The sequence below is a fragment of the Allorhizocola rhizosphaerae genome (assembly GCF_003426775.1).
GTDB classification, from domain to species: domain Bacteria; phylum Actinomycetota; class Actinomycetes; order Mycobacteriales; family Micromonosporaceae; genus Allorhizocola; species Allorhizocola rhizosphaerae.
In genome coordinates this window covers 1-22,343 of record NZ_QJUG01000088.1, presented here as the reverse complement: position 1 = coordinate 22,343, position 22,343 = coordinate 1, and the positions used below count along the sequence as shown (strand labels likewise).

At 68.1% G+C, this 22,343-nt stretch carries 21 protein-coding genes and 1 pseudogene; 10 read left to right on the top strand and 12 right to left on the bottom strand.

Going from position 1 to position 22,343, the window contains the following annotated elements; genetic code table 11:
* Positions 1–145: 145 nt before the first annotated feature.
* Both coaD and rsmD read right to left on the bottom strand, forming a co-directional pair.
* On the bottom strand, positions 146–634 hold the full coding sequence (gene coaD, locus DM816_RS20080) for a pantetheine-phosphate adenylyltransferase (RefSeq protein WP_117211862.1): 489 nt from the start codon (positions 632–634) through the stop codon (positions 146–148).
* A gap of 50 nt (positions 635–684) precedes the next feature.
* Entirely contained in the window at positions 685–1,260 is a 576-nt protein-coding gene (gene rsmD / locus DM816_RS20075; RefSeq protein ID WP_117211861.1) for a 16S rRNA (guanine(966)-N(2))-methyltransferase RsmD, read from the bottom strand.
* A 133-nt stretch (positions 1,261–1,393) separates the two neighbouring features.
* Between rsmD and DM816_RS20070 the strand changes: the two genes are divergently transcribed.
* Positions 1,394–2,479: an LPXTG cell wall anchor domain-containing protein gene (locus DM816_RS20070; RefSeq protein WP_117211860.1), complete on the top strand. Its 1,086-nt coding sequence runs from the start codon at positions 1,394–1,396 to the stop codon at positions 2,477–2,479.
* A 240-nt stretch (positions 2,480–2,719) separates the two neighbouring features.
* Here the strand turns inward: DM816_RS20070 and recG are convergent, their stop codons facing one another.
* A complete protein-coding gene (gene recG, locus DM816_RS20065) occupies positions 2,720–4,876 on the bottom strand; it encodes an ATP-dependent DNA helicase RecG (RefSeq protein WP_117211859.1) in 2,157 nt (718 codons plus the stop codon).
* Positions 4,873–6,456 carry a DAK2 domain-containing protein gene (locus DM816_RS20060; RefSeq protein ID WP_117211858.1) on the bottom strand — a complete coding sequence of 528 codons (1,584 nt, stop codon included), beginning with the start codon at positions 6,454–6,456 and terminating at the stop codon, positions 4,873–4,875. The genes recG and DM816_RS20060 overlap by 4 nt, the downstream gene beginning before the upstream one ends.
* Positions 6,457–6,557: 101 nt before the next feature.
* Between DM816_RS20060 and rpmB the strand changes: the two genes are divergently transcribed.
* Complete coding sequence (rpmB, locus tag DM816_RS20055; RefSeq protein ID WP_117211857.1) at positions 6,558–6,749, top strand: 50S ribosomal protein L28; 192 nt, start codon at positions 6,558–6,560, stop codon at positions 6,747–6,749.
* Positions 6,750–6,978: 229 nt separating this feature from the next.
* On the opposite strand, the gene DM816_RS20050 is transcribed toward rpmB, so the two are convergent.
* A complete protein-coding gene (locus DM816_RS20050) occupies positions 6,979–7,440 on the bottom strand; it encodes a GNAT family N-acetyltransferase (protein ID WP_246002063.1) in 462 nt (153 codons plus the stop codon).
* A 16-nt stretch (positions 7,441–7,456) separates the two neighbouring features.
* Positions 7,457–8,401, bottom strand: coding sequence for a thiamine-phosphate kinase (locus DM816_RS20045; RefSeq protein ID WP_117211856.1), 945 nt, complete (start codon positions 8,399–8,401; stop codon positions 7,457–7,459).
* Between the two features lie 36 nt (positions 8,402–8,437).
* Between DM816_RS20045 and DM816_RS20040 the strand changes: the two genes are divergently transcribed.
* Both DM816_RS20040 and DM816_RS20035 read left to right on the top strand, forming a co-directional pair.
* Positions 8,438–8,671, top strand: a complete 234-nt coding sequence (locus tag DM816_RS20040; RefSeq protein WP_117211855.1) for an Lrp/AsnC family transcriptional regulator — start codon at positions 8,438–8,440, stop codon at positions 8,669–8,671.
* A complete protein-coding gene (locus tag DM816_RS20035; protein ID WP_117211854.1) occupies positions 8,668–9,219 on the top strand; it encodes a DUF3515 domain-containing protein in 552 nt (183 codons plus the stop codon). Before DM816_RS20040 ends, DM816_RS20035 begins: the two co-directional genes overlap by 4 nt.
* On the opposite strand, the gene DM816_RS20030 is transcribed toward DM816_RS20035, so the two are convergent.
* The gene (locus DM816_RS20030) at positions 9,216–10,301 is read right to left on the bottom strand and encodes a D-alanine--D-alanine ligase family protein (RefSeq protein ID WP_170318849.1); all 1,086 of its coding nucleotides are present in this window, start codon (positions 10,299–10,301) and stop codon (positions 9,216–9,218) included. The genes DM816_RS20035 and DM816_RS20030 overlap by 4 nt on opposite strands.
* A 52-nt stretch (positions 10,302–10,353) precedes the next feature.
* Here DM816_RS20030 and DM816_RS20025 point away from each other — a divergent pair, with 52 nt between their 5' ends.
* The gene (locus tag DM816_RS20025; protein ID WP_117211875.1) at positions 10,354–10,815 is read left to right on the top strand and encodes a hypothetical protein; all 462 of its coding nucleotides are present in this window, start codon (positions 10,354–10,356) and stop codon (positions 10,813–10,815) included.
* A 229-nt stretch (positions 10,816–11,044) separates the two neighbouring features.
* Here the strand turns inward: DM816_RS20025 and DM816_RS20020 are convergent, their stop codons facing one another.
* The 5 genes from DM816_RS20020 to DM816_RS19995 all read right to left on the bottom strand — a co-directional run bounded on the left by DM816_RS20020 (position 11,045) and on the right by DM816_RS19995 (position 17,644).
* Complete coding sequence (locus tag DM816_RS20020; protein ID WP_117211853.1) at positions 11,045–13,534, bottom strand: glycoside hydrolase family 9 protein; 2,490 nt, start codon at positions 13,532–13,534, stop codon at positions 11,045–11,047.
* Positions 13,535–13,991: 457 nt separating this feature from the next.
* Positions 13,992–15,098, bottom strand: coding sequence for a cystathionine gamma-lyase (locus DM816_RS20010; protein ID WP_117211851.1), 1,107 nt, complete (start codon positions 15,096–15,098; stop codon positions 13,992–13,994).
* A complete protein-coding gene (locus DM816_RS20005; RefSeq protein ID WP_117211850.1) occupies positions 15,098–16,090 on the bottom strand; it encodes an NAD(P)H-dependent glycerol-3-phosphate dehydrogenase in 993 nt (330 codons plus the stop codon). The genes DM816_RS20010 and DM816_RS20005 overlap by 1 nt, the downstream gene beginning before the upstream one ends.
* Complete coding sequence (locus DM816_RS20000) at positions 16,087–16,803, bottom strand: lysophospholipid acyltransferase family protein (protein WP_117211849.1); 717 nt, start codon at positions 16,801–16,803, stop codon at positions 16,087–16,089. The genes DM816_RS20005 and DM816_RS20000 overlap by 4 nt, the downstream gene beginning before the upstream one ends.
* A 52-nt stretch (positions 16,804–16,855) precedes the next feature.
* Complete coding sequence (locus DM816_RS19995) at positions 16,856–17,644, bottom strand: GNAT family N-acetyltransferase (protein ID WP_117211848.1); 789 nt, start codon at positions 17,642–17,644, stop codon at positions 16,856–16,858.
* Positions 17,645–17,667: 23 nt separating this feature from the next.
* Here DM816_RS19995 and cofC point away from each other — a divergent pair, with 23 nt between their 5' ends.
* The 5 genes and pseudogenes from cofC to DM816_RS19970 all read left to right on the top strand — a co-directional run.
* Entirely contained in the window at positions 17,668–18,228 is a 561-nt protein-coding gene (cofC, locus tag DM816_RS19990) for a 2-phospho-L-lactate guanylyltransferase (RefSeq protein WP_117211847.1), read from the top strand.
* Between the two features lie 9 nt (positions 18,229–18,237).
* Positions 18,238–18,471, top strand: a complete 234-nt coding sequence (locus DM816_RS19985; RefSeq protein ID WP_117211846.1) for a PIN domain-containing protein — start codon at positions 18,238–18,240, stop codon at positions 18,469–18,471.
* Positions 18,472–18,598: 127 nt separating this feature from the next.
* Positions 18,599–18,793, top strand: a complete 195-nt coding sequence (locus DM816_RS19980) for a cold-shock protein (protein WP_170318848.1) — start codon at positions 18,599–18,601, stop codon at positions 18,791–18,793.
* 104 nt (positions 18,794–18,897) lie between these two features.
* Positions 18,898–21,000 (top strand): RNA degradosome polyphosphate kinase, encoded by a 2,103-nt coding sequence (locus DM816_RS19975; RefSeq protein WP_117211845.1) that lies wholly within the window; start codon positions 18,898–18,900, stop codon positions 20,998–21,000.
* A 71-nt stretch (positions 21,001–21,071) separates the two neighbouring features.
* Positions 21,072–22,343, top strand: a pseudogene (locus tag DM816_RS19970) (AfsR/SARP family transcriptional regulator); the annotation flags it as partial.

Genomic DNA, 22,343 nt, shown 5'->3' with positions numbered 1-22,343 from the left:
AACACGCGACGTGATCGCCTTATGCGACGTCCTCCCTCACGATCTTGAAAGCGAAGAACGCACTTTCAAGATCGCTCAGTCCAGACACCGCGGCGATCCCGTCTGATTACGGGTCGACACCGCTATACATCATGCCTCGCCGCCGTCAGTTCTGGCGCGCGGCACGCAACCGTTCCGCGAGTCGACGCTCCACGTACTCCGGCACGTACGTCGACACGTCACCGCCCCACTTGGCGACCTCTTTGACCAGGCTGGACGCGATGAACGAATAGATCGGGTTGGTCGGCATGAACAGCGTCTCGACGCCGGACAGCCCGATGTTCATCTGGGCCATCTGCAGCTCGTAGTCGAAGTCGCTGACCGCGCGCAGGCCCTTGACCACGACCTGGGCGTTCTGATCGCGGCAGAAGTCGACGAGCAGCCCCTGGAACGACTCGATCCGCACGTTCTTGTGCTCCTTGGTCACCTCGCGCAGCATGTCCAACCGCTCGTCGACGGTGAACAGGCCCTGCTTCGCCTGGTTGATCAGCAGCGCGACGATCACCTCGTCGAACAGCTGCGCCGAACGGCCGATGATGTCCAGGTGCCCTCGGGTGACCGGGTCGAATGACCCGGGACAGACCGCTCGCCTCATAACGTTCCTCCGCTGCGCTCCGGGACGGGACGAGCCCTCGCTCATTGCGCCTAGCCCTTCGGGTGAGAGTCGGCCCGACCGTACCAAAGCGTGGTCTCGCCGTATCGACGGCCGCGCTCGCCAGTGACCCCTTCCACCCAGGTCGGCTCGGGCGAGCGGCTGGAGCGCTCGAGCACGATGACGGCGTCAGGGGCCAGCCAGCCGCCGGCGACGAGCGCGCCGAGCACGCCCACCAGCTCGGAATCGGTCAATGCGTACGGCGGGTCGGCGAAGACCAGGTCGTAGGGCCGGCCCGGGTTGCCCGCGCCCAGCACGGCCGCAACGCGGCCGGTGACAATTTTGGCGCCCTCGGCGCCGAGGGCAGCGATGTTGGCGCGGATGGCCTTCACGGCCCGCTGGTCATGCTCGACCAGCAGCGCGTGGGTCGCGCCACGGGACAGCGCTTCGAGCGCGAGCGCCCCGCTACCGGCGAAAAGATCCAATACCCGGGCATCGACAAGATCCATCTGGCTGTCCAAAGTGGAGAAAAGCGCTTCTCGGACGCGATCCGATGTCGGTCGCGTCGCCTGCCCTACAGCAGTGATCAGCCGTCGCCCTCCGTAGCGCCCGGACACGATTCTCGTCACTCTGCGACGGTACTTGATAACGATTTCGCATCGGCCATGCCGCCCGATTTCCAAGGTTCGTTCGGGTTTATAGGGTCAGGCGTCGCCTGATTTCACCCTTTTGAACAACTGCATTTCTACTGGGGAGAACGCTTTGAACCGGCCCACAAAACGACTTCTTGCGCTCGCAGGCAGCGCACTCGTCGGCGCCTTCGGCGCCATCGCTCTCGCGAGCCCGGCCCAAGCCCACCACAACGATCTGGTGGGGAAGGGCGTGTGTCAGGCCGACGGCCAATTCGAGGTCATTTGGAAGGTCACGCACCCGGACAGCTGGGGCGGCCGCATCGCCAAGATCACTAACATCACCAAGAGCGTCAGCACCGATATCCAGCCTGTCGCACCGACGACATCGTTCGGCGTTGGCACCTTTATCCCGCCGAAAACCTCGATCGTCGGGCGCCAGATCGTCCCCACCGCCTCGGCGAGCCTCACTGTGGCCGCCCAGTGGTTCGAGGCGGACGGCAAGACCCCTGCCAAGCACCCCAACGGCAAGGACATCACCCACACGGCGCGGGCCAACGCGATGTTCGACGTGACCTCGTGCGAGCCGAAGCCGATCCCCTCGGCCACCTTCCTGAACAACTGTGACGGCACGGTGAAGGTGCACCTGATCAACCCGACGAGCAAGGCCGTCGACTTCACCGTGAAGGGCGGCGACAACTGGACCAAGACGGTCAACGTCGCGGCCAAGGGTGAGGCCGACGTCGTGGTGCCCGCCGAGAACGCGAAGGTGGCGATCGTCGTGTCCGCGGGCAAAGACGAGATTGCCAAGAGCCCGCCGTGGGCCCGGCCGTCCGAGTGCCCCAAGCCCACGCCGCTGGGGGAATCGACCTGTGACAAGTTCACGATCCAGCTAAGCAACCCGGAGGAAGGCCAGTCCACCGAGGCCACGGTCACCTACGGCACACAGGTCAAGAAGGTCACCGTCGCGCCGGGCAAGACCGAGACCGTCGAGCTCACCCCGAGCTCGGAGACCGAGGCGACGATCAAGTTCGCCGGCTGGGCCGACATCTTCAAGGTCAAGTACGAGAAGCCGGCCGACTGTGGCGGGCTCCCGCAGACCGGCGCGAGCACGGGGGCCTACGTGGCCTCGGGCACGGGTCTGGCCGCGCTTGGTGTGCTGGTGTTCTTCATGGCTCGCCGGCGCCAGGTCCGCCTGCGCCGCATGGCGTCGATGTAGTCGGCGTTTCGAAGTCATCCCAATGTGAAGGGTGGGCCCGCTCGGGCCCACCCTTTCGTCATCCGTATCTTGCGGCCCATCGTCGAGTCCAGGCCCCATGGCCTTCAGCTTTGGCCGCAAATGCCGGAATATCACCTTGTTGAATCCGTGGGTGCTGGCCATCCGTCCTCTTCAGCCTCTTTGGCGGTACCCGGCGCGAGCCCAGCCGACACCGAGCCTGTTGCTGACGTGCTTGGCGAACTAACCTTTTTGGAGGTACTCCGCGCGGTCCTCGCTGATCAGGCGAGCCATCGTGTCGGCGAGCAGCGGGTGGGCGTCCAGCTGTGGGTCGCGGTCGAGGAGCTCCTCGGCCTCCGCCCGCGCCTCACCGATGACATCGCGATCGCGCAGCAACGACAGCAGGCGCACGTGCGACCGCGTGCCCGACTGCGCGGCCCCGAGCACATCGCCCTCCCGGCGCTGCTCCAAATCCAGCTCGGCCAGCGTGAAACCGTCCACAGTGGAGGCCACCGCGTCCAGGCGCTCGCGCGACGGCGTACCCTCAAATGCTTCTGTCACAAGCAGACACAGCCCGGCGGCCGAACCGCGGCCGACTCGCCCCCTCAGCTGGTGGAGCTGGGACATGCCGAAGCGTTCCGCATCGAGGATGAGCATGACGGTGGCGTTGGGCACATCGACACCCACCTCAATCACGGTGGTGGCGACGAGCACGTCGATCTGACCGGCGGCGAAGGCGCGCATGACCGCGTCCTTCTCGTCGGCGGGCAGGCGGCCGTGCAGGATGGCCAGGCGCAGCCCGGCCAGCGGTCCACTTTGGAGCAGCGGCGCGACCTCAAGCACGGCAAGGGGTGGCCGGCGTTCCTCGTCGTCGGAAGGATCGGAAGGAGAGGCGTCTTCGGACGCGGGATCTCCGCCGATGCGCGGGCACACGATGTAGGCCTGGTGTCCTTTTCTGACCTCCTCGACGACGCGCTGCCACGCGCGGTCCAGGAAGGCGGGCTTCTCGACCGCCGGCACCACGTGCGTCGCGATGGGGGAACGCCCGCTGGGCAGCTGCGCCAGCGTGGACACCTCCAGGTCGCCATACACCGTCATCGCCACCGTGCGCGGGATCGGCGTGGCCGTCATGACGAGCACGTGTGGCGGCTGTTCGGCCTTGGCGCGCAAGGCGTCCCGCTGCTCCACACCGAACCGGTGCTGCTCGTCCACCACGACCAGCCCGAGATCGGCGAAGTCGACGCCCTCATACAGCAGGGCGTGCGTGCCCACGACGATCGACGACTCGCCACTGCTCAGCGAGGACAACGCCTTTCGCTTGCCCGCCGCGCCCAGCGACCCGGTGAGCAGCACCACCCGATGCTGCTCCTCCAACGGAAGCAGCTTCACGATGCCACGGAAGTGTTGCGCCGCAAGCACTTCGGTCGGCGCGAGCAGTGCCGCCTGCCCGCCGTTGTCGACCACCTGAAGCATCGCCCGCAAAGCCACGAGTGTCTTGCCGGCTCCCACTTCGCCCTGCAGCAGCCGGTGCATCGGGTGCGGGCTGGCCAGATCGGCGGATATCTCCTCCCCGACCACGCGCTGCCCCTCCGTGAGCGTGAACGGCAGCACGGCATCGAATGCGTCGAGCAGGCCATCCTTGACGCGCGGACGAGGCCGGGCCGGCCACGCCGCCGCCTCCCGCTTGCGCTTGATCAGCGTGAGCTGGATCGCGAACGCCTCGTCCCACGCCAGCCTGCGCCTTGCCAGCGCGAGCATCTCCCTGCTTGAAGGCCGGTGGATCTCGCGCAGCGCGGTCGGCAGATCGACCAGCTTGCGCTGGACACGGATCCGCGAGGGCATCGGATCCGGCCGTGGCTCAACGGTTTCCAGCACGATGCGCACGCACCGGGCGATCACCCAGGTCGGCATCTTGGCCGCGCTCGGATAGACCGGGATCAGCGCGCCCGCGAACGCCTCCAGCTCCTGCTCGGGATCGGTCTCATCGCCATCCAACAGGATGTATTCGGGCGTGTTGAGCTGCCGCTGCCCGCGAAACTCGGTCACCTTGCCGGCGAACAGACCCCAGCGGCCGGGCCGCAAATCCCTTTCCCGCCAAGCCTGATTGAAGAAGGTGAGGGTGAGCCTTCCGCCCTTGCCGTCCCCCACCACGACTTCCAGGAGGGTACCGCTTCGCTGCCGGAAGCGCCTCGAATGCGCGCTGATCACCTGGGCCATGACGGTCGCCTGCTCGCCCACCTCCAGCGAGCGGATGTCGGTGTGCTCCCCGCGCTGGTCGTATCGGCGCGGCACGTGGTAGAGCAGGTCTCCGGCCGTATACAGGTCGAGGTTGACCGCGAGTGCCTTGGCCGTCTTCGCCCCCACCAGCTTGTCGAGCCCGGTGTCCAAAGTGGCCGTCATTCCACTCCCACGAGCAACGGGTAGTGCTGTTGGCCGCCGTCGTAGGCGTGCACCTCCACCAGCGGCCACTGCCGGGCCAGGTGTTCGGTGAGCCGCTCGGCCAGGTCGTCGGGCGCGCCCGCCCCGGTCAGCAGGGTCACCAGCTCGTTGCGTCCGGTCGCGAGCATGCGGTCGAGCAGCTCGACGCACACCTGGAGCAGGTCCTGCCCGATGAGGTTGACCTCGCCCTCGACGAGCGCGATGACGTCGCCCGGTTTGCACGTCCCGGCGACCGTGATCGCCTCGCGGCTCGCATGGGTGACCTCCGCCGACCGGCATGCCGCCGCGGCCTCGGCCATCGCGATGACGTCGTCTTCGAACCGGCGCTCCGGGTCGCGCACGGCCAGCGCGGCCAGCGCCTGCACGGGCGAGCGGGTCGGGATCACGCGCACCTTCACGCCCTCGCCGAACGCCTCGTCGGCTGCGGTCTGCGCGACCGCCCGCAGGTTGGAGTCGGTGGGCAGCACGGCGACCCGGCCCGCGCCCGTGGCGAGGATCGCATCCAGGATCTCGGCCGTGGACGGGTTGGCCTTCAGCGCGACCGCGCCCTCGCTCGTGAACAGCCGGCCGATGCCGTCGCCGTTGGCCGTCACCACGACGGCGCGGGCTGTCGGGTCGGGGCGGCGCGGGCCACCCTCCGCCTTCGAGCTCGTCAGATGCGTTATCTGGATTTGGTACGGCCTTCCGGCCACAAGGGCCGCCTCGATCGCCTTGCCCGCGTCATCGACGTGCACGTGGACCCGCCAAGTCGGCGATGGTGCGGTATCGCGTGTGGCGGGCCGCAGGCCCGAGGTCTCCGATGCCGCACTTTCGCGGCTGCCCCCGACCACGACCAGCGAGTCGCCGAGCTTGTCGAGCGCGCCGCGCAGCACCGAGACCGCGTCTTTGTCGGCGTCGATGAGGAACTGCACCTCATAGGCCGGCCCGCGATAGTTGAGCACGGGGGTCTCGTGGTGCCTGACCTCGACGTGCCCTATGTCGTGCTCGATTGACTCCCCGGTCAGCGCCTCCACGAGCGCGTCCAAAATCACGACCAGCCCGCGCCCACCCGCGTCGACCACGCCCGCCTGCGCCAGCACGGGCAGCTGCTCGGGCGTGCGGGCCAGCGCCTTCGCCGCCGCGTCGGCCGCCTCCTTGAGGTTGGCACCATTGGCCGCCCGCGCCACGGTCAGGATCGTCCCCTCGACCGGATGCGCCACGGCCTGATAAGCCGCGAGCGCCGCCTCCCGCAGTGGATCGGGACCGTCGACGCCGTTGGCCAGGCCCGCCAGCCACTGCGCCGTGATCACACCCGAGTTGCCGCGGGCCCCGAGCAGGGCCCCGCGGGCGAGCGCGGTCAGCGTGCCGCGCGTCTCATCGTCGGGCAGCCCCGCGATCGCGTCCTGCGCCGAGCACATGGTGAGCAGCAGATTGGTGCCCGTGTCGCCGTCGGGCACGGGATACACGTTGAGCTCGTTGATCTCCTGCTCGTGGCGGCGCAGCGCGGCGACGGCCAGCGCGCACCAGCGCCGTACCGCATAGGTGTCGAGGGCCTCCAACACCGCACCAGATTATCGAAGTGGACCCGATTGGGCAGATGACGGATGGGTCGGGTACCCTGGCGGGGCTGTGTTGTAGGTATTTAACTGTTCAGGAGACTCCAGTGGCCGCCGTTTGCGACATCTGTGACAAGAAGCCGAGCTTCGGCAACAACCGGCCGTGGTCGCGCAAGGCCACCCGCCGCCGCTGGAACCCCAACATCCAGACCGTGCGCACGGCCGCGGGCGGTGGCACCACCAAGAAGGTCAACGTCTGCACCTCGTGCCTCAAGGCTGGCAAGATCGCTCGCGCCTAGCTGTGGTAACCCCCGTGAGGCTGTTACCGGTTGGGCGGCGGCTGGGGCCGAGCCCCACGTTGCCTTAGCCGAGCACTCGGATTTGAAAGGCGCCCGCCCCGCTGGGGAGGGCGCCTTTTGCGCACCTCGATCGTTGTCACGCCTGGGGCAAAAGCTTGATCGTTGTCACGTGTGATGTCGGGAAAGCGCTTGCCACCGCATCAGACGTGCCAACGATCAACGCCGCTCGCTAGATGTTCTTGCCGAAGCAGCGGACGCCCGGCTCGTTCTTGTAGTGGCCGAACGGCTCGATGCGCTCATAGCCCAGCGCCTCGTACATGGCGATGGCCTCCGGCTGACCCGTGCCGGTCTCCAGGATGATCCGATTGCGTCCGTGCTTGCGAGCGTCCGCCTCGATGGTCTCCATGATCCGCCGAGCGAGGCCGAGCCGGCGCCCATCCGGGGCGACGAAGACCCGCTTGACCTCAGCCACCTGCTCAGACCCGCCCCAGCTGCGCCATGCGCCACAACCGACGGGCTTGCCGTCGACATGCACGACGAAAAAGCCACCGTCCGGAGGATCGAACTCAGCGGGCTGCACGGGCGTGCCGTCGGCCTCGCCGTAGCGCTCCTTCAGGTCCTCCATCAAGTGCGCGATGAGCTTCTGCGCGGTCGCCGAGCCGTAACGGGTGGGTCTGATCTCGATCTGCACGGAGGCGACCCTACCGTCAGCTTTTGAAGTGGTCCCAACCGGTCGGACCGATCCATCGCTTGCCTGCCACGGTCACGCCCGCGCCCTCCCGCACCTCGCCGATCGCCCGGAATCCCTCGGGCAACGGCGAACCGGGCGGGAAAGTCGCGGCCAGCGCGTGGTCGTCGCCGCCGGTGAGCAGCCATTGGTAGATGTCGACCCCGAGGGCGGTCGCGGCATCGCGCATCTGATCCGGTACCTCAAAATTATTTGGAAGCACATCAATGCCCACGCCGCTGGCAGCCGCCACGTGACCAAGATCGGACAGCAGCCCGTCGGAGACGTCGATCATCGATGTCGCCCCCGCGCGCGCCGCGGCTGGGCCCAGCGCATAGGGCACCTCGGGCCGCCGGTACGCGTCGACCAGCAGCTTGGGTGTCCGGAAGCCCCGCGAAAGCACGGTGTAACCGGCCGCCGCGAACCCGACGCGGCCCGCGAGCGCGACCACATCACCCGCTCGCGCCCCGCCACGGAGCACCGGGGCCACCCCACGCAGATCGCCGAACGCCGTCACCGCGATGGTCAGCGTCGGGCTGCTCGTCATGTCACCGCCCACCACGCTGGCCCCCACCAGCGCCGCCTCCACCGCGAGCCCCTCGGCCAGCCCCTCGGCCCACACCGCCTCCAGGTCGCCGGGCGCGCACAAACCCACCAGCAGCGCCGTGCCGGTCCCGCCCATGGCCGCGATGTCGGCCAGGTTCGCCGCGGCCGCCCGCCGCCCGATATCGGCGGCATCGGCCCAGTCACGCCGGAAATGCCGTCCTTCCACGAGCACATCCGTCGACGCGATGATCAACCCGTCGGGCGCCGCGACCAGCGCCGCGTCATCTCCAGGGCCCAACAGCACGGCCGGCCCCGGCTGGCCAAGACGCGCCACCACCCGCGAGATCAGGCCGAATTCGCCCGCTTGCGCGACACTCAAAACTTCCTCCAGCCGACCTGAGGTATTTTCTTGGGCGTGGTTCACGCCTATATCTTGATTCAGACTGCGGTCGGTCAGTCTGTCGACGTCGCCGACGCCATCCGCGGCGTCGAGGGCGTGACGCGGGTTGACGCGGTGACCGGACCCTACGACGTGGTCGCCATGGTGGAGGCGCGCAGCGTCGACGACCTGGGCAAACTGGTGCTGTCGCAGATACAGATGATCCCGAACATCACCCGCACCCTGACGTGCCCGATTATTCACCTATGAACAACGATCAGGCGGCCCGTTCTGCTCGGCGGATCGCGACCCTGATCGCGATTCCGCTCGCGCTGCTGGCCGGCTTCGTGATGTTCCAGCTGCTCAAGCCGCGTGCGGCACCCGTCGAGCAGCCGCGCGTCCAATCGAGCGCGCCGGTCACCATGGACGCCCCCGCCCTCGACGAGCGCCAGACCCTGGTGTGCCGAGCGTTGCTGTCCCAGCTGCCCGACGAGATCCGCGACCTCAAGCAGCGCCCGGTGACCGCCGGCCCCGAGCAAAACGCCGCCTACGGCGACCCGGCCATCACCGTGGCGTGCGGCACACCCAAGCCGGAGGTGGCGCTCACCGACAAGGTGTTCGACATCAACGGCGTCTGCTGGCACGCCGACCCGACCAGCACCCGCTGGACCACCGTCGACCGCGAGGTGCCGATCACCGTGGCCGTGCCGGACTCCTACCAGCCGGCGTTCCCATGGGTGGCACTGCTTTCCAACCCGGTGGCCTCGACCGTGCTGAGCACCGACGGCCCCGTCCCGACCGGCTGCAAAGACCTTTAATGCAATCCGGTACCGCGCCGCAGCGCCGTCCGCACGAGGCGTGACACCAGCTTGGAATAGTCCAGCCCGCTCGCGGCCCACATGCGCGGAAACATCGACAGCGGCGTGAACCCGGGCATCGTGTTGATCTCGTTGAGCAGTACCTCGTTGTCGGGTGTGACGAAGAAGTCCACCCGGGCCAGCCCGGCACAGTCGACCGCGGTGAACGTGCGCGTGGCCAGCTCCTGCACGCGCGCTGTGACGTGTGGCGGCAGGTCGGCCGGGATGTCGTACTGGCAGTCCTCGCCCAGGTATTTGGCTTCGAAGTCGTAGAACTCATGCTCGCCGCCGACCACCCTGACCTCGGCCAGCAGGCTTGCCTCGGGCGCGCCCCCGGCCTCGCCCTCCAGCACACCGCACTCCACCTCGCGACCCACGATGGCCGCCTCGACCAGCACCTTCGGGTCGATTGCCCGCGCGGTGGCCACGGCCGCATCCAGCTCGGACCAGTCGTGCACCTTGCTGATGCCGTGCGACGACCCGGCGCGGGAAGGCTTGACGAACACCGGAAGCCCGAGCCGTTGCCTGTCCGCCTCGCCAAGCTCCTGCCCGGCGCGCAACACCACGTAGGCCCCGGTCGGGATCCCCTCGGCGGCGGCAAGCTTCTTCGTGAACTCCTTGTCCATGGCCGCAGCGGACGCGAACACGTTGGCGCCCACATACGGGATGCCGGACATTTCGAGCAGGCCTTGGATCGTGCCATCTTCGCCGTAGGCCCCGTGCAGGGCCGGGAACACGACGTCGACACTCGCCAGTGCTGAGCTCCCGTGCGCCGGGTCGAGCACGATCAGCTCCCGCTGGTTCAACGCCACCAGCTCGCCCGAGGCCGCCGTGATCTCGGGCAGCTTCTGACCCTCGATCGCCAGCTGCGAAGGATCGCCGGACGTGAGCACCCACCTGCCCTCGCGGGTGATGCCCACCGGGATCACCTCGAACTCGTCCGGGTCAAGCGCGCCCAAAATCGAGCCCGCGCTGACACAGGAGATCGCGTGTTCTGAGCTTCGCCCGCCGAAGACGACGGCCACCCGGATCTTTTCACCCACGGCACACGACCATACCCCCTATCGCGCCCCTGGTAACGCTACGGTGCCGGTCATGTCCCCTCAACAACGCCTGGTAAGGATCCGTGTATGGCTCGTGTTGTTCGTGGCCGGGTTGGTGCTCAGCGGAGTGACCGCCTTCCCGTTGCTCACGGAGGTCCGGCTGCTTAACCGCCTGCCCTTGCCCGGATTCCTCGCCGATTGGCTGGGGCGGGTGCAGGCCGCGCTGGAGTCCGCCGATCCGCTGCTCTTCTACGGCACGGACTGGCTGGCGTTCGCACACCTGGTCATCGGGCTCGCATTCATCGGCCCCCTGCGCGACCCCAAGCGCAACATCTGGGTGGTCCAGTGGGCGATGCTCTGCTGCGTCGCCATAATCCCGCTCGCACTGATCGCCGGACCGATCCGCGGCATCCCGTTCTGGTGGCAGCTCATCGACTGCTCGTTCGGAGTGCTCGGCATCATTCCACTGTGGATAGTCCACCGGCACATAAAGTCGTTGCCAGAAACCCCTTGAACCTCGGGGGCTCCGGAGGTTTTCACCACACTGCTTTCCTGTTTCCTCCCGTCCAACCGTCGGCGCCCCCACCGGGAAGTGGATCCCGGCCCGGGTCAAGGTGGAGCTCCGCTTGCGCAGAACGACCTTGACCCGGGCCGGGATCCAACTAACTTGGCCTTGCCCGCGACGTCGGGGAGACGGGAGGAAAACCCTCCCGAAACCCCGAGGCCCGCCGGAGGCAGGGTTTTTAACTCCTACATGGTGTGCCGTTCAACGTGAACGAGGCCGGGCTGGGGTTGGGGCCGGTGAACGGATCGCCCAGGAAGCCGAACGTCACGCTGCTGCCCGGGCCTATGCGCGCATTCCAGCGCTCGTTCGACGCCGTGACCATCGCGCCGGATTGGTCGAGCGAAGCGCCCCACTCCTGCAAACCCGCTGTCTGTCCGCTCAGGAACGACCAGCGAAGCTGCCAGCCATCGATCGGCGTCGAGCCCGTGTTCTGGATGGTCACCTGGGCCAGGAAACCGTCGCGCCACTGTGCGTGCTTCCGATAGGTGATCCGGCAGTCGCCGACCTCCCTGTGCGAAGCGAGGAACGACGTCACCCACGCCAACGGCGCGTTCCAGTTGATGGTGAGCTCGTTCGTCGACCACGACTCGATGTCGTCGATGTAGCAGAACTGTCCAATGCAGCCGGTCAGCTTCTGCTGAGCCACAGAGTCCTGAATGGACGAGTTCGGGCCACCGGCCAGGGTCCCGTTCGGCGGGTTGGGCAGCTCCGGGTTCAACTGCTTGGCATACCAACGGCTGTGCTGGTTCTTGGAGAACGATTCACCGTAGCCCGTGACATACGACTTGTTCAAAGCGTTGCGGCCCAAGATGTAGTCCATCCCGCGCCGGACGCCCTCAGCGAACTTGGGGTCGTGCGTGAGGTCGGACGCCGCCGCCAACACCACCAAATTGTTCAGCACCAGGTTGTTGGAGCCCCAGTCGAACTGCCCGCCATTTGCCGTGTAGGTCAGATGGTAGGGATGCGCCTGCTGCACCGCCAGATAACGCGACGCCGCCTCGACGATCGGGGCCTTGTCGACATCCAACCCGTTGGGCACGCTCGCCAGCTGCAGCCTGCCCAGCGGCGCGACCCACTTCCAGTCGAATCCGTTCGGCCGGAAGATGTCGCCGGTGTGGTGCGGCGACGCGAGCACGGCGGACCGATACTTGGCCGCGCCTGTCGTGATGTACAACTCTGCTGCCGCCCAGTAGAACTCGTCGGTCACATCGTTGTCGTCGTAAGGTCCGCCGCCGATGCCGTCGTCCGGACTCGCGTACCGCGCCGGGTTGGCAACGGCTGCCGCCCAAGCGGTTTCGGCCACGCTCAGGCACCGGCTCGCGAACGCCTTGTCGTATGGGGCGAACAGCCGTGCGCACTGCGCCGCCGTGGCCGCCAGATTCAGCGTGGCCGCCGTCGATGGCGGGTGCAGCTCGCGCCGCATGGGGTCGAGGTGCGGCAGGAGTGGCAAACCGGTCCAGTTTTCGTCGTGAATCTTGTGATGGGCCATCCCGGCCAGCGGCTTGCCGGCCGGTACCTGCATGCTCAAAAGAAATTCCATCTGCCAGCGCGACTCATCCAGGATGTCCGGCACCCCGTTGCCACTCTCCGGGATGGACAGTTGCCCGTCGCTGAACCCGAACCGGTTGCGCTCGAACGCCGACATCAGCTGGTGCACCGAGATTCCACCGTTGACCACGTATTTGCCGTGGTCGCCCGCGTCATACCAGCCGCCGCGCACGTCGAGGGTGTAGTCGCAGACGCCGGGCTGGCACGGCACCTGCGTGTCACCCATGTTGGGCGCGGTGCCGATGTGCCCTGCGGGACGCCCATAACCGGGCCGCAGTTCGTCGCGGATCTCGACGCCGGAGCGCTGCGTGTAGTAGAACTTCAGCGCGTCGTCCCGCATCCGCCCGTAGAAGTCGTCGCCGATGGTGAACGCGTGGCTGGTCTGGCCGTCCGCTGCGAGTTGATAGGTGCCCGCTACCGCGTGCCGGAAGGCGATCGTGTGCACATTCTGCCCGGACGTCTCATCGACGCCCTTCGGTGTGGTCTGTCCACTTTCGACAACCGCGCCGCCCGGCCCGAGCAGCTGCCATGGCAGCGCCGTCTCGGATTCCGTCACCAGCGTCGCGTTTTTGATGCCCTTCATCTGGTACCCGACCTGGTTCACCCGCACACGGGGTCCGGTGTCGGGGACATAGACGGGAGGCTCGGCCCCACCCTTGAGCGAAACGTTGTCGATGCAGAAGCGCCACGGCGCGGACGCCCCGCCGATCTGGAAGACGAGCTGCGCGTTCTCCAGGTCCACGGGCGAGGTGAAGGCCGCACGCGACTCGGACGGCATGTTGATCAGCACGTATTGCGTCCACGGGTCCATGGGCAGCTGGATGATGGCCTTGCCGATCACCGTGTTGGGCGCCTCGAACGAGAACTCATACGACTCGCCGGCGACGAGCTTGATGTTGTCCTGCCCGATGATCACATCCCACGGGTTGACCGTGCCGCCGGGGATGTCGGCGCAAAGCTTCTGGGTGCTCGAGTCGAGCGTGATGTTGCCGGTGCCCCACCAGGGTGCGTGCCCGTTGTCGAAGGTGCCGTTGACTATCTGCTCCGGCGCGTCCGCCCGCGCGGGCGCCGGTCCAATCACCACTAGTAAAGCGCAACACAGGACCAAGATCCGGCGCATTGGCGACCACTCCTGTTCGGGGCAGCAGTGGTGCGCGAACTTACCTTCTACGCACCACTGCGCCAAGCCCGCGCTCGCTTGGGAGCGCTTCCATCGCTAGATGCAGATTATTGCGGGAGCGTTCCCACGATGTCAACAATCCCGATCTCCCCTCTCCCGTTGATCATGAACTTATGTCCATGTTCGACGGTGTGCCGCTTCCGAAACTTCATGGTCAACCATCGGTGACCATGAACGCCGGCCGCTCGGCCGAGATTGCGTCACCACGGAGAACACTGCCGCGGACCGCCTCAGCCCAGACCGCGTCGCCACGGTGACCATGACCGCGGAGCGCCTCGGCCGGCACTGTGCCATCACGGTGACCATGACCGCGGGCCGCCCTCAGCCGAAACCGCACCACCACCGGCGACCAACCGCCGAACATGGACGTAAGTTCATGATCAACGGAAGGGGTGGGTCAGCGGGAGAGGGTGGTGGCGGAGTCTAGGGCGGCGAGAGTGTCGTCGACCAGGTCGGCTGTGTCTTCGATGCCGCAGGAGAGGCGGACGAAGCCGGGTGGTACGGAGTCGCCCCACTGGTGGCGGCGATCGGCCGTGGTGTGCAGGCCACCGAAGCTCGTCGCGGCCGCGATCAGTTGGGCCGCCTTGAGAAACGCGGCCACGTGGGTCGCCGACGGCAGCTCGAACGACACGAGCCCGGGGAGGATGTTGAGTTGCGAAGCGAAGGGTGAATCGCTGGGATGATAGACCGCCTCGACCAGCGAGTGGCTCCGCAGCACGGGGACCAGTGCGGCCGCGTTGGCCGACTGCTGGCGCAGGCGCAGTGCGAGCGTGCCCAGCGAACGGCGCACCAGCCAGCAGTCGAACGGGCTGGGGATAGCACCGGACAGGTTGCGCCAGCGCTGCATCCCGTCCACAAGGGACTGTTCACGTGCCGCGACGTAGCCGAGCAGCACGTCGGTGTGGCCCGCAAGCGCCTTCGTGCCCGACGCGACAACCACGTCTGCGCCGAGGACCAGCGGGCGTTGGCCGAGCGGGGTCGCGGCCGTGTTGTCCACGGCGACAAGGGCTCCCTCGGCATGGGCCATGGTGGCCACTGTGCCGATGTCGACCAGATCAAGTCCTGGGTTGGACGGCGACTCCAGGAGGACCAGGCGGACGCCCGCGAAGGGCGGATAGGGGCCGGCCGTGGGAGCCTCGATCACGTTGATGCCCATGCCGGCCAGTGTCGTGGAGGCGAACAGGCGGACCTGGTAGTAACCGTCCGAGGGGATGACGACCGTGTCTCCCGGCTTGAGGGTGGTCATCAGCAGCGCCGTGATGGCCGCCTGCCCGCTGGCGAAGACGAGGCTCGGCCCGCCCTCCAGCTCACCGATCGCGGCCTCCAGCAGGCGCCGGGTCGGGTTGTCGGGGCGGCCGTATCCGTCGTCGCCCGGCTCGACCCCTTCGGGCCTGAGGTGATAGGCCGTCGAGAGCAGGGGACCTGGAACGATCGGATCGCCGGGCTTCGCCAAGGGCAGTCCACTGTGGACACAACGGGTACTGTCGCCGACATTCATGGGCATCACTCGGACTTGGTGGCCCGCGACATGAGCGTCTTGACCGCCAGGAGCGGGTCGACACCCTCGTGGCAGATGCGCTCGACCTGTTCGGTGATGGGCATGTCGACGCCGTGCGCCCGCGCCAGATCCCGGATCGCCAAACAGCTCTTGACGCCTTCGGCGGTGTATCTGGTGGTGCGCTGCGCCTCCTCCAGGGTCGCGCCGCGCCCCAGAGCCTCGCCGAAGGTGCGGTTGCGCGACAGCGGAGACATGCACGTGCCCACGAGGTCGCCCAGCCCCGCGAGGCCGGCGAAGGTCAGCGGGTCGGCGCCGAGGGCCTGCCCCAGCCGGGCCGTCTCGGCCAGCCCGCGGGTGATGAGCGTGGCCTTCGTGTTGTCGCCCAGGCCCATCGCATGGGCGATGCCGAACGCGAGCGCGATGACGTTTTTGACCGCCCCGCCCAGCTCACACCCGATCACATCGGCGTTGGTATATGGCCGGAAATATGGTGTGGTGATGGCGTTTTGCACGCGGGTCGCGCGCTCCACGTCGGTGCAGGCGACGACCGTTGCGGCCGGCTGCCCGGCGGCGATCTCGGCGGCCAGGTTGGGCCCGCTCACCACCGCTACGCGGTCGGCCGGCACGCCCGCCGTCTCGCAGATGACCTCGCTCATGCGCATGGTCGTGCCGAGCTCGATGCCCTTCATGAGCGACGTGAGGGTCGAGTTTGGCGCGAGATATGGGCGCCACTGCGCGAGATTGGCCCGCAGCGTCTGCGACGGCACGGCGAGCACCACGATCTCCGCACCCGCCAGGGCCGCGACCGGGTCGGAGGTTGCCGACACGTGCAGGCCCAAAGGGGTACCGGATAAATAATCGGGGTTTCTTCCATCACGATTGACGCCGTCGGCTATCTCCGGGCGGCGCGCCCACAGCACGACGTCGTTTCCGGCGTCGCCGAGGATTTTGGCGAAGGCGGTCCCCCACGACCCCGCCCCCAGAACGGCCGTCTTCATTGGCTCGACTCCTTCCGGAACGCGGGTGCCCATAGCGGTGGTGGCGTGTCGCCCCGGATCTCGCCCAGCAGATCGCGGATGCGCAGCATGATGGCCTCGGTCATCTCGTTGAGCACGGTCGTCGTCGGCTCGGCACCCGCCCACCCGGACAGATCGACCTCGGGCCCGGCCCACACCCAGACCGGAGTGCCGGGGCGCAGCCGAAGCCTCTTGGTGCGGGGATCGAAAATCCGCTCGGGACCCCACATCGCCACCGGGATCACGGGAGCGCCGGTCAGCAGGGCGAGGCGGGCCGCGCCGGTCTTGCCCCGCATCGGCCACAGATCGGGCTCCTTGGACGTGGTGCCCTCGGGATAGATGACCACCGTGCCGTCGCCGTGGACGGCCGCGACCGCCGAGTCGAGCGCCTTGCTGGCGTCGATGGTGCCGCGGTGCACGGGAATCTGGCGGCACCAGTGCAGGATCCTGCCCGCGACCGGCAGGCGGAACAGGCTCTCCTTGGCCAGGAACTGCGGCCAGCGGCCCGATTCGTAGACGTAGCGGGCGATGACGAACGGGTCCGCGTGCGACATGTGGTTGACCACGATGATCACCGGGCCGGTCTTGGGAATGTGCTCCCAGCCCCGCCAGTCGGGCTTGGTGAACACGGTCGTGGCCGGCTTGACCACGGCGACGGCGAACCGCCCCCAGAACCCAAGCTTGCGCCGCGCCACCAGACCTGCCCTCCATGTGTTAGCGGCCATCATGCCATGCGATCTGACCTTGTTACACCTCTGCGCTGCCGGTGGCTATGCAGGCCGTCCCCACTCGCTTGAACCCGACGCCCTCGTAGACGCGGGCAACGTCATCGCTGCCCGCGGATAGGAATACCACCGTTACGCCATGATCTAACGCATGTGCGGCCAGCGTGGCCGTGACAGCGGCTCCGAGGCCTTTTCTGCGAGCGGACGGTACCGTTGCCACGCCCACGATCTCGGCGACCTCACCGACACGCTGGTATTGGCCCGTCGCCAGCGGACCCTCCACAGTGGACTCGGCGATCGCCGTGACGATCGCCCGGGACACCTCCTCGTCCGGGATCGGCGAAATCACCAGAGCCTCCGGGCCCGCCTTGCCCACGGCCGTGCCCGGCGCGCCGAACCCGAGGTGGGAGATGGCCCGACAGACGGCAAGGTCACCGGCGTAGGTGGGGTCGGCCGGGTCCAGGATGCGGGCGCGCTTGGCGGTCGGGCGCAGCTCGCCGAGCCCTTCGCCGAGCACGAGCAGCGGGGCTTCGAGCACGTCCAGGCCCTGGGCGCGGGCGATGGGCAGGAGGTCGGGGGTGAGGTCGTGCACCCACTCGAACGCCTCGGGGACGCCGAGTTCGCGTTGGCGGGCCCGGACCGCGGCCACATCGGCGGGCGTCGGGTCGGGGCCGCCCAGGCGGGGGCGTGCGTAGTACGGGTAGCCAGGGCCGTCGCGCACGAACAGGGTCAGGCCGCCGAACTCCTCCACCCGGGCTCGCTCGCGGGGTACAGCGTCGTAGAAGCGTTCCAAGCGATCAAGCAGGGTCACGCGATGACGATACAGTCAAGCGCGTGTCACAGGGCTGGACCATCCTCGTACCGCTGAAACCTCTCGATGCCGCAAAGAGCCGGCTGCGCGGGGCCACGCCTTCGCTAAGCCACCAGGAGCTGGTCCTCGCGCTTGCGCGCGCGACGGTCGCGGCGGCATCAGCGAGCGAGGCGGTCGGGCGGATCGTGGTGGTCGGCAGCGACGCGCTCGCGGGCGTCGAACACATGCCCGATCGCCACGGCGACCTCAACGCGGCCCTGCAGGAGGCCGCGCTCCTGGTGAGCGGGCCGGTCGCCGCGATGCCCGCGGATCTTCCGGCCCTGCGGCCCGACGAACTGACCGAGGCACTGCGTCTGATCGATGAGCGCGGATTCGTGCCGGACGCGGAGGGCACGGGCACCGTGCTGCTCGCGTCGGCGCGCGGCCCGCTGCGCCCACAGTTTGGGCCCGGTTCGGCGCTGGCGCACGAACGCTCGGGCGCGCGGCGGCTCGACGGCGACTGGCCCACGCTGCGCCGCGACGTGGACACCCCGGCCGACTTGGATGAGGCGTTGCGACTGGGGTGGAACCTGTCTAGAGTCTAGACGGCGCGGTTGGCGGTGTGGTATGAGGCGCATGCCACGGCGAATCTCTACCTCAGTCCGCTTTCCATAGGGGAAATACAGCACGGCATCGAGCGCCTGCGGCCGCGCGATCCGGTTCGCGCGGCCAAGCTCGAACGGTTGTTGCTTGGCATCATCGCCGCCTACGCGGATCGCATAGCGCCTTTCACCGCGGAGGCCGCCCGCGAATGGGGACGCATGCATCTCAAGCAACGCTGCCGATAGCCGACAGCACATCGCCGCGACGGCGAAGGTCAACGGTTGGACGTTGGTCAACCGGCAACGGCAAAGACGTCGCAGACTCCGGCGTGACGGTTCTCAATCCGTTCGAGTGGCCGTTAGGCTGATGGGCATGCAGGGGACCGTGTCGGTGTTCGATCCCGAGAGCCACAGCGGGGAGCTGCTGCTCGACGATGGCTCCAAGCTGGTGTTCGGGGCGGAGGCCTTCGCGCTGTCGGGGTTGCGGCTGCTGCGCCTGGGCCAGCGGGTGCGGGTGGAGCAGGCGCCCGACGGCACGGTAGAAATGATCACGATCCCGACGCTGTGACGGTCGCGGCGCGGGCAAGGTCGCGGCGCGGGCAAGGTCGCGGCGTTGCGGGCGTCGTGGTCAAGTTTTCCTCCCGTTAACCTTCATCAGGTCAGAATGAGCAGGTGAGCACAGCACCCCGCAGGCCCGCCCGGCGTCGCAAGGAGCCCGTCCCGTTGACCGACGACCGCTACTTCAATCGCGAACTGTCCTGGCTCGACTTCAACGCGCGTGTGCTGGCATTGGCGGAGGACGAGCGGGTGCCGCTGCTGGAACGGATGAAGTTCCTCGCCATTTTCGCCCAAAACCTCGACGAGTTTTTCATGGTACGGGTGGCCGGCCTGCACCGGCGCCTGCAGACCGGGCTTCCGGCCCGGGGCGCGGATCAGTTGCCGCCCAGGGCACAGCTGGAGCTCGTCGCCGAGCGGGCGGCTGCGCTGGTGGCCCGGCACGCCGCGCTGTTCGCGGAGGTGATCCGGCCGCAGCTGGACGCGTCGGGCATCAAGATCCTGAGCTGGTCCGAATTGGACAGGAGCGAGCACGAGCGGATGCGCGCCTATTTCCACGACCGCATCTTTCCGGTGCTCACCCCGCTCGCGGTCGACCCGGCGCACCCATTCCCCTATATCTCCGGGCTCTCGCTCAACCTGGCGGCCGTCGTGCGCGATCCCGAGACGGGGCAGGAGCTGTTCGCCCGGGTGAAGGTGCCCAACAACGTGCCCCGCTTCGTGACCGTGGGCGCGGAGGGCAAGAACGTGCGCTTCCTGCCCATCGAGGAGGTCATCGCCAATCAGCTGCACCACCTGTTCTCCGGCATGCAGGTGGTCGAGCACCACCTGTTCCGGGTCACGCGCAACGCCGACCTCGAGATCGACGAGGAGCGCGACGAAGACCTGATCGAGGCGATGGAGCGGGAGCTGGCCAGGCGCCGGTTCGGCCCGCCCGTGCGGCTGGAGGTCGCCGCGAGCATTTCCGACCACGTGCTCGAAACGCTCGTGGAGGAGCTCGACGTGGACCAGCACGACGTGCTGCGGGTGCCCGGACTGCTTGATCTGTCCCGGCTTTTTCAGATCCACGAGGTGGACCGGCCCGAGCTCAAGGACCCGACCTTCGTGCCGGCAACGCATCCGCGCCTGTTAGACGGTGAGAAGACGCGCAGCGTGTTCAACATCCTGCGCGACGGCGACATTCTGGTACACCATCCATATCATTCTTTTTCCACGAGCGTGCAGAGGTTCATCGAGCAGGCGGCCGCCGACCCGCTGGTTCTCGCCATCAAACAAACGCTGTATCGCACATCCGGCGACTCCCCGGTCGTCGACGCGCTCATCACCGCGGCCGAGGCGGGCAAGCAGGTGGTGGTGCTCGTGGAGGTGAAGGCGCGCTTCGACGAGGAGGCCAACATCGGGTGGGCGCGCAAGCTGGAGCGCGCGGGCTGCCATGTCGTCTATGGACTGGTCGGGCTCAAGACGCATTGCAAGACGGCGTTGGTGGTGCGCGAGGAGTCGGGCCAGATCCGGCGCTACTGCCACATCGGGACGGGCAACTACCATCCGAAGACGGCGCGGCTGTATGAGGATTTGGGATTGCTGACCGCCGACCCACAGGTGGGGGCGGACCTGACCGATCTTTTCAATACGCTTACGGGGTACAGCCGCCAGACCGCGTATCGCAGGCTGCTCGTCGCGCCGCACGGGATTCGCAGCGGGATCCTCGAACGCATCGACCGCGAGATCGAGCACGCCCGCAACGACGTGCCCGCGCTCATCCAGATCAAGGCCAACTCGCTGGTGGACGAGCGGGTGGTCGACGCGCTCTACCGGGCGTCGCAGGCGGGTGTGAAGGTGGACCTCATCATCCGCGGCATGTGCACGCTCAAGCCGGGCGTCCCGGGGCTGTCGGAAAACATCCGTGTCCGCTCGATACTCGGACGGTTCCTGGAACACTCGCGGGTGTTCCGGTTCGGCAACGACGGCGACGCCGAGTTCTGGATCGGGTCGGCCGATCCGATGCACCGCAATCTCGACGCCCGGGTGGAGGCGCTGATCCAGGTCACCGATCCGGTGGCGCGGGCAGAACTCGACTACCTGCTGTCCGAATCGATGTCCGACCAGCACGAGGCGTTCGACCTGAACTCCGACGGGCGCTGGGAGCGACGGGTCTCCACGCCCGAGCGGCCGCTCACCGATCTGCAACAGAGCCTGCTGCAGCGCGTCATCAGCGGGTAGCCCGAAGGTTGCCCGCTGCCGCGAACCGGCCACACGCGACGGTCGCGACCTGGTCGCCCTTTAACGTATGGATGGTGAATTCGCATCGCGGGTTCTGCATCCTCGGATGCGTCGAGGTTATCGGGCCGCACGGGCGGGCCGAGCAGCTCGGCGGCAGGCATCGGGCACTGGTGGCCGCGCTGGCACTGCAGCCGGGTGCGGTCGTGCCGACGCGGCGGTTGGTCGAGGCGTTGTGGGGCGAGGTGCCGCCGCGCACCGCGCTCCGGTCGCTGCACAGCCACGTGGCACGCCTGCGCCTGGTGCTCGAAAGGTGTGGGCTCGGCGGTGTTCTGCAGACCCGCGAGCCCGGATATCTGTCTGCGTCGAGCCGTCGGCCGTCGACGCGGGCCGGTTCGAGCGGGAGGTGCGCTCGATCCGCGCCGGCCTGGCCGAGGATCCGCTGCGGGAACGCCTGGTGGGCCTGCACATGATGGCGCTGTGGGGCTGCGGGGCGGCCCGCCGAGGCGCTGGCGGCCTATCAACGCCTGCGGGAGGCGTTGTCCGAGGAGCTGGGCGTCGACCCGTCCCGCGAGCTGGCCGACCTGCACACCACGATGCTGCGCGGCGCCACGACGGCCCAGCTGCGTGCGCCGGGCAGCCTCATCGGAGGGCAGGCGATCGCTGTGTCGGCGGGATCGCCGCGCCCCGCGCAGTTGCCCGCCCCGGCCGGCTACTTCACCGGGCGGGCCGGCGAACTGGACGAGCTGGACGCCGGTCGGGCCGGCGCGGTCGCGCTGATCTGTGGGCACGGCGGGATCGGCAAGACGTCGCTCGCGGTCCAATGGGCGCACCGGGCGGCCCACCGGTTCCCCGACGGCCAGCTGTTCGTGGACGCGCGCGGGCACGACCGCTCGGCCGCGCTCACCCCGTCGGAGGTCGCGGGTGTGCTGCTGCGCTGCCTCGGGGTGCAGGAAGACCGGGTACCCAACGGGTCCGACGAGCGCATCGGGCTGTATCGTTCTTTGCTCGCGGGCAGGCGAATGCTCATCGTGCTGGACAACGCCGGTACCACGGAACAGGTCCTGCCGCTTGTCCCGAGCTCGCCGACGTGCCTGTTGCTGGTCACCAGCCGGCACAGCCTCGCCGCGCTCGTGACCCACGTCGAGGTGCGCCAGATCGTGCTGGACGTGCTGAGCGAGGGCGAGGCGGCCGACCTGTTCGCCAAGATGCTTGGACCGCAACGGGTCGGGCGCGAGCCCGACGCGGTGGCCCGGCTGGCCGCGCTGTGCGGGCGCATGCCGCTGGCGCTGCGGATCGCGGCGGCGAAGCTCGTCGCCCAGCCGTCCCGGGCGATCGGCGCGCTC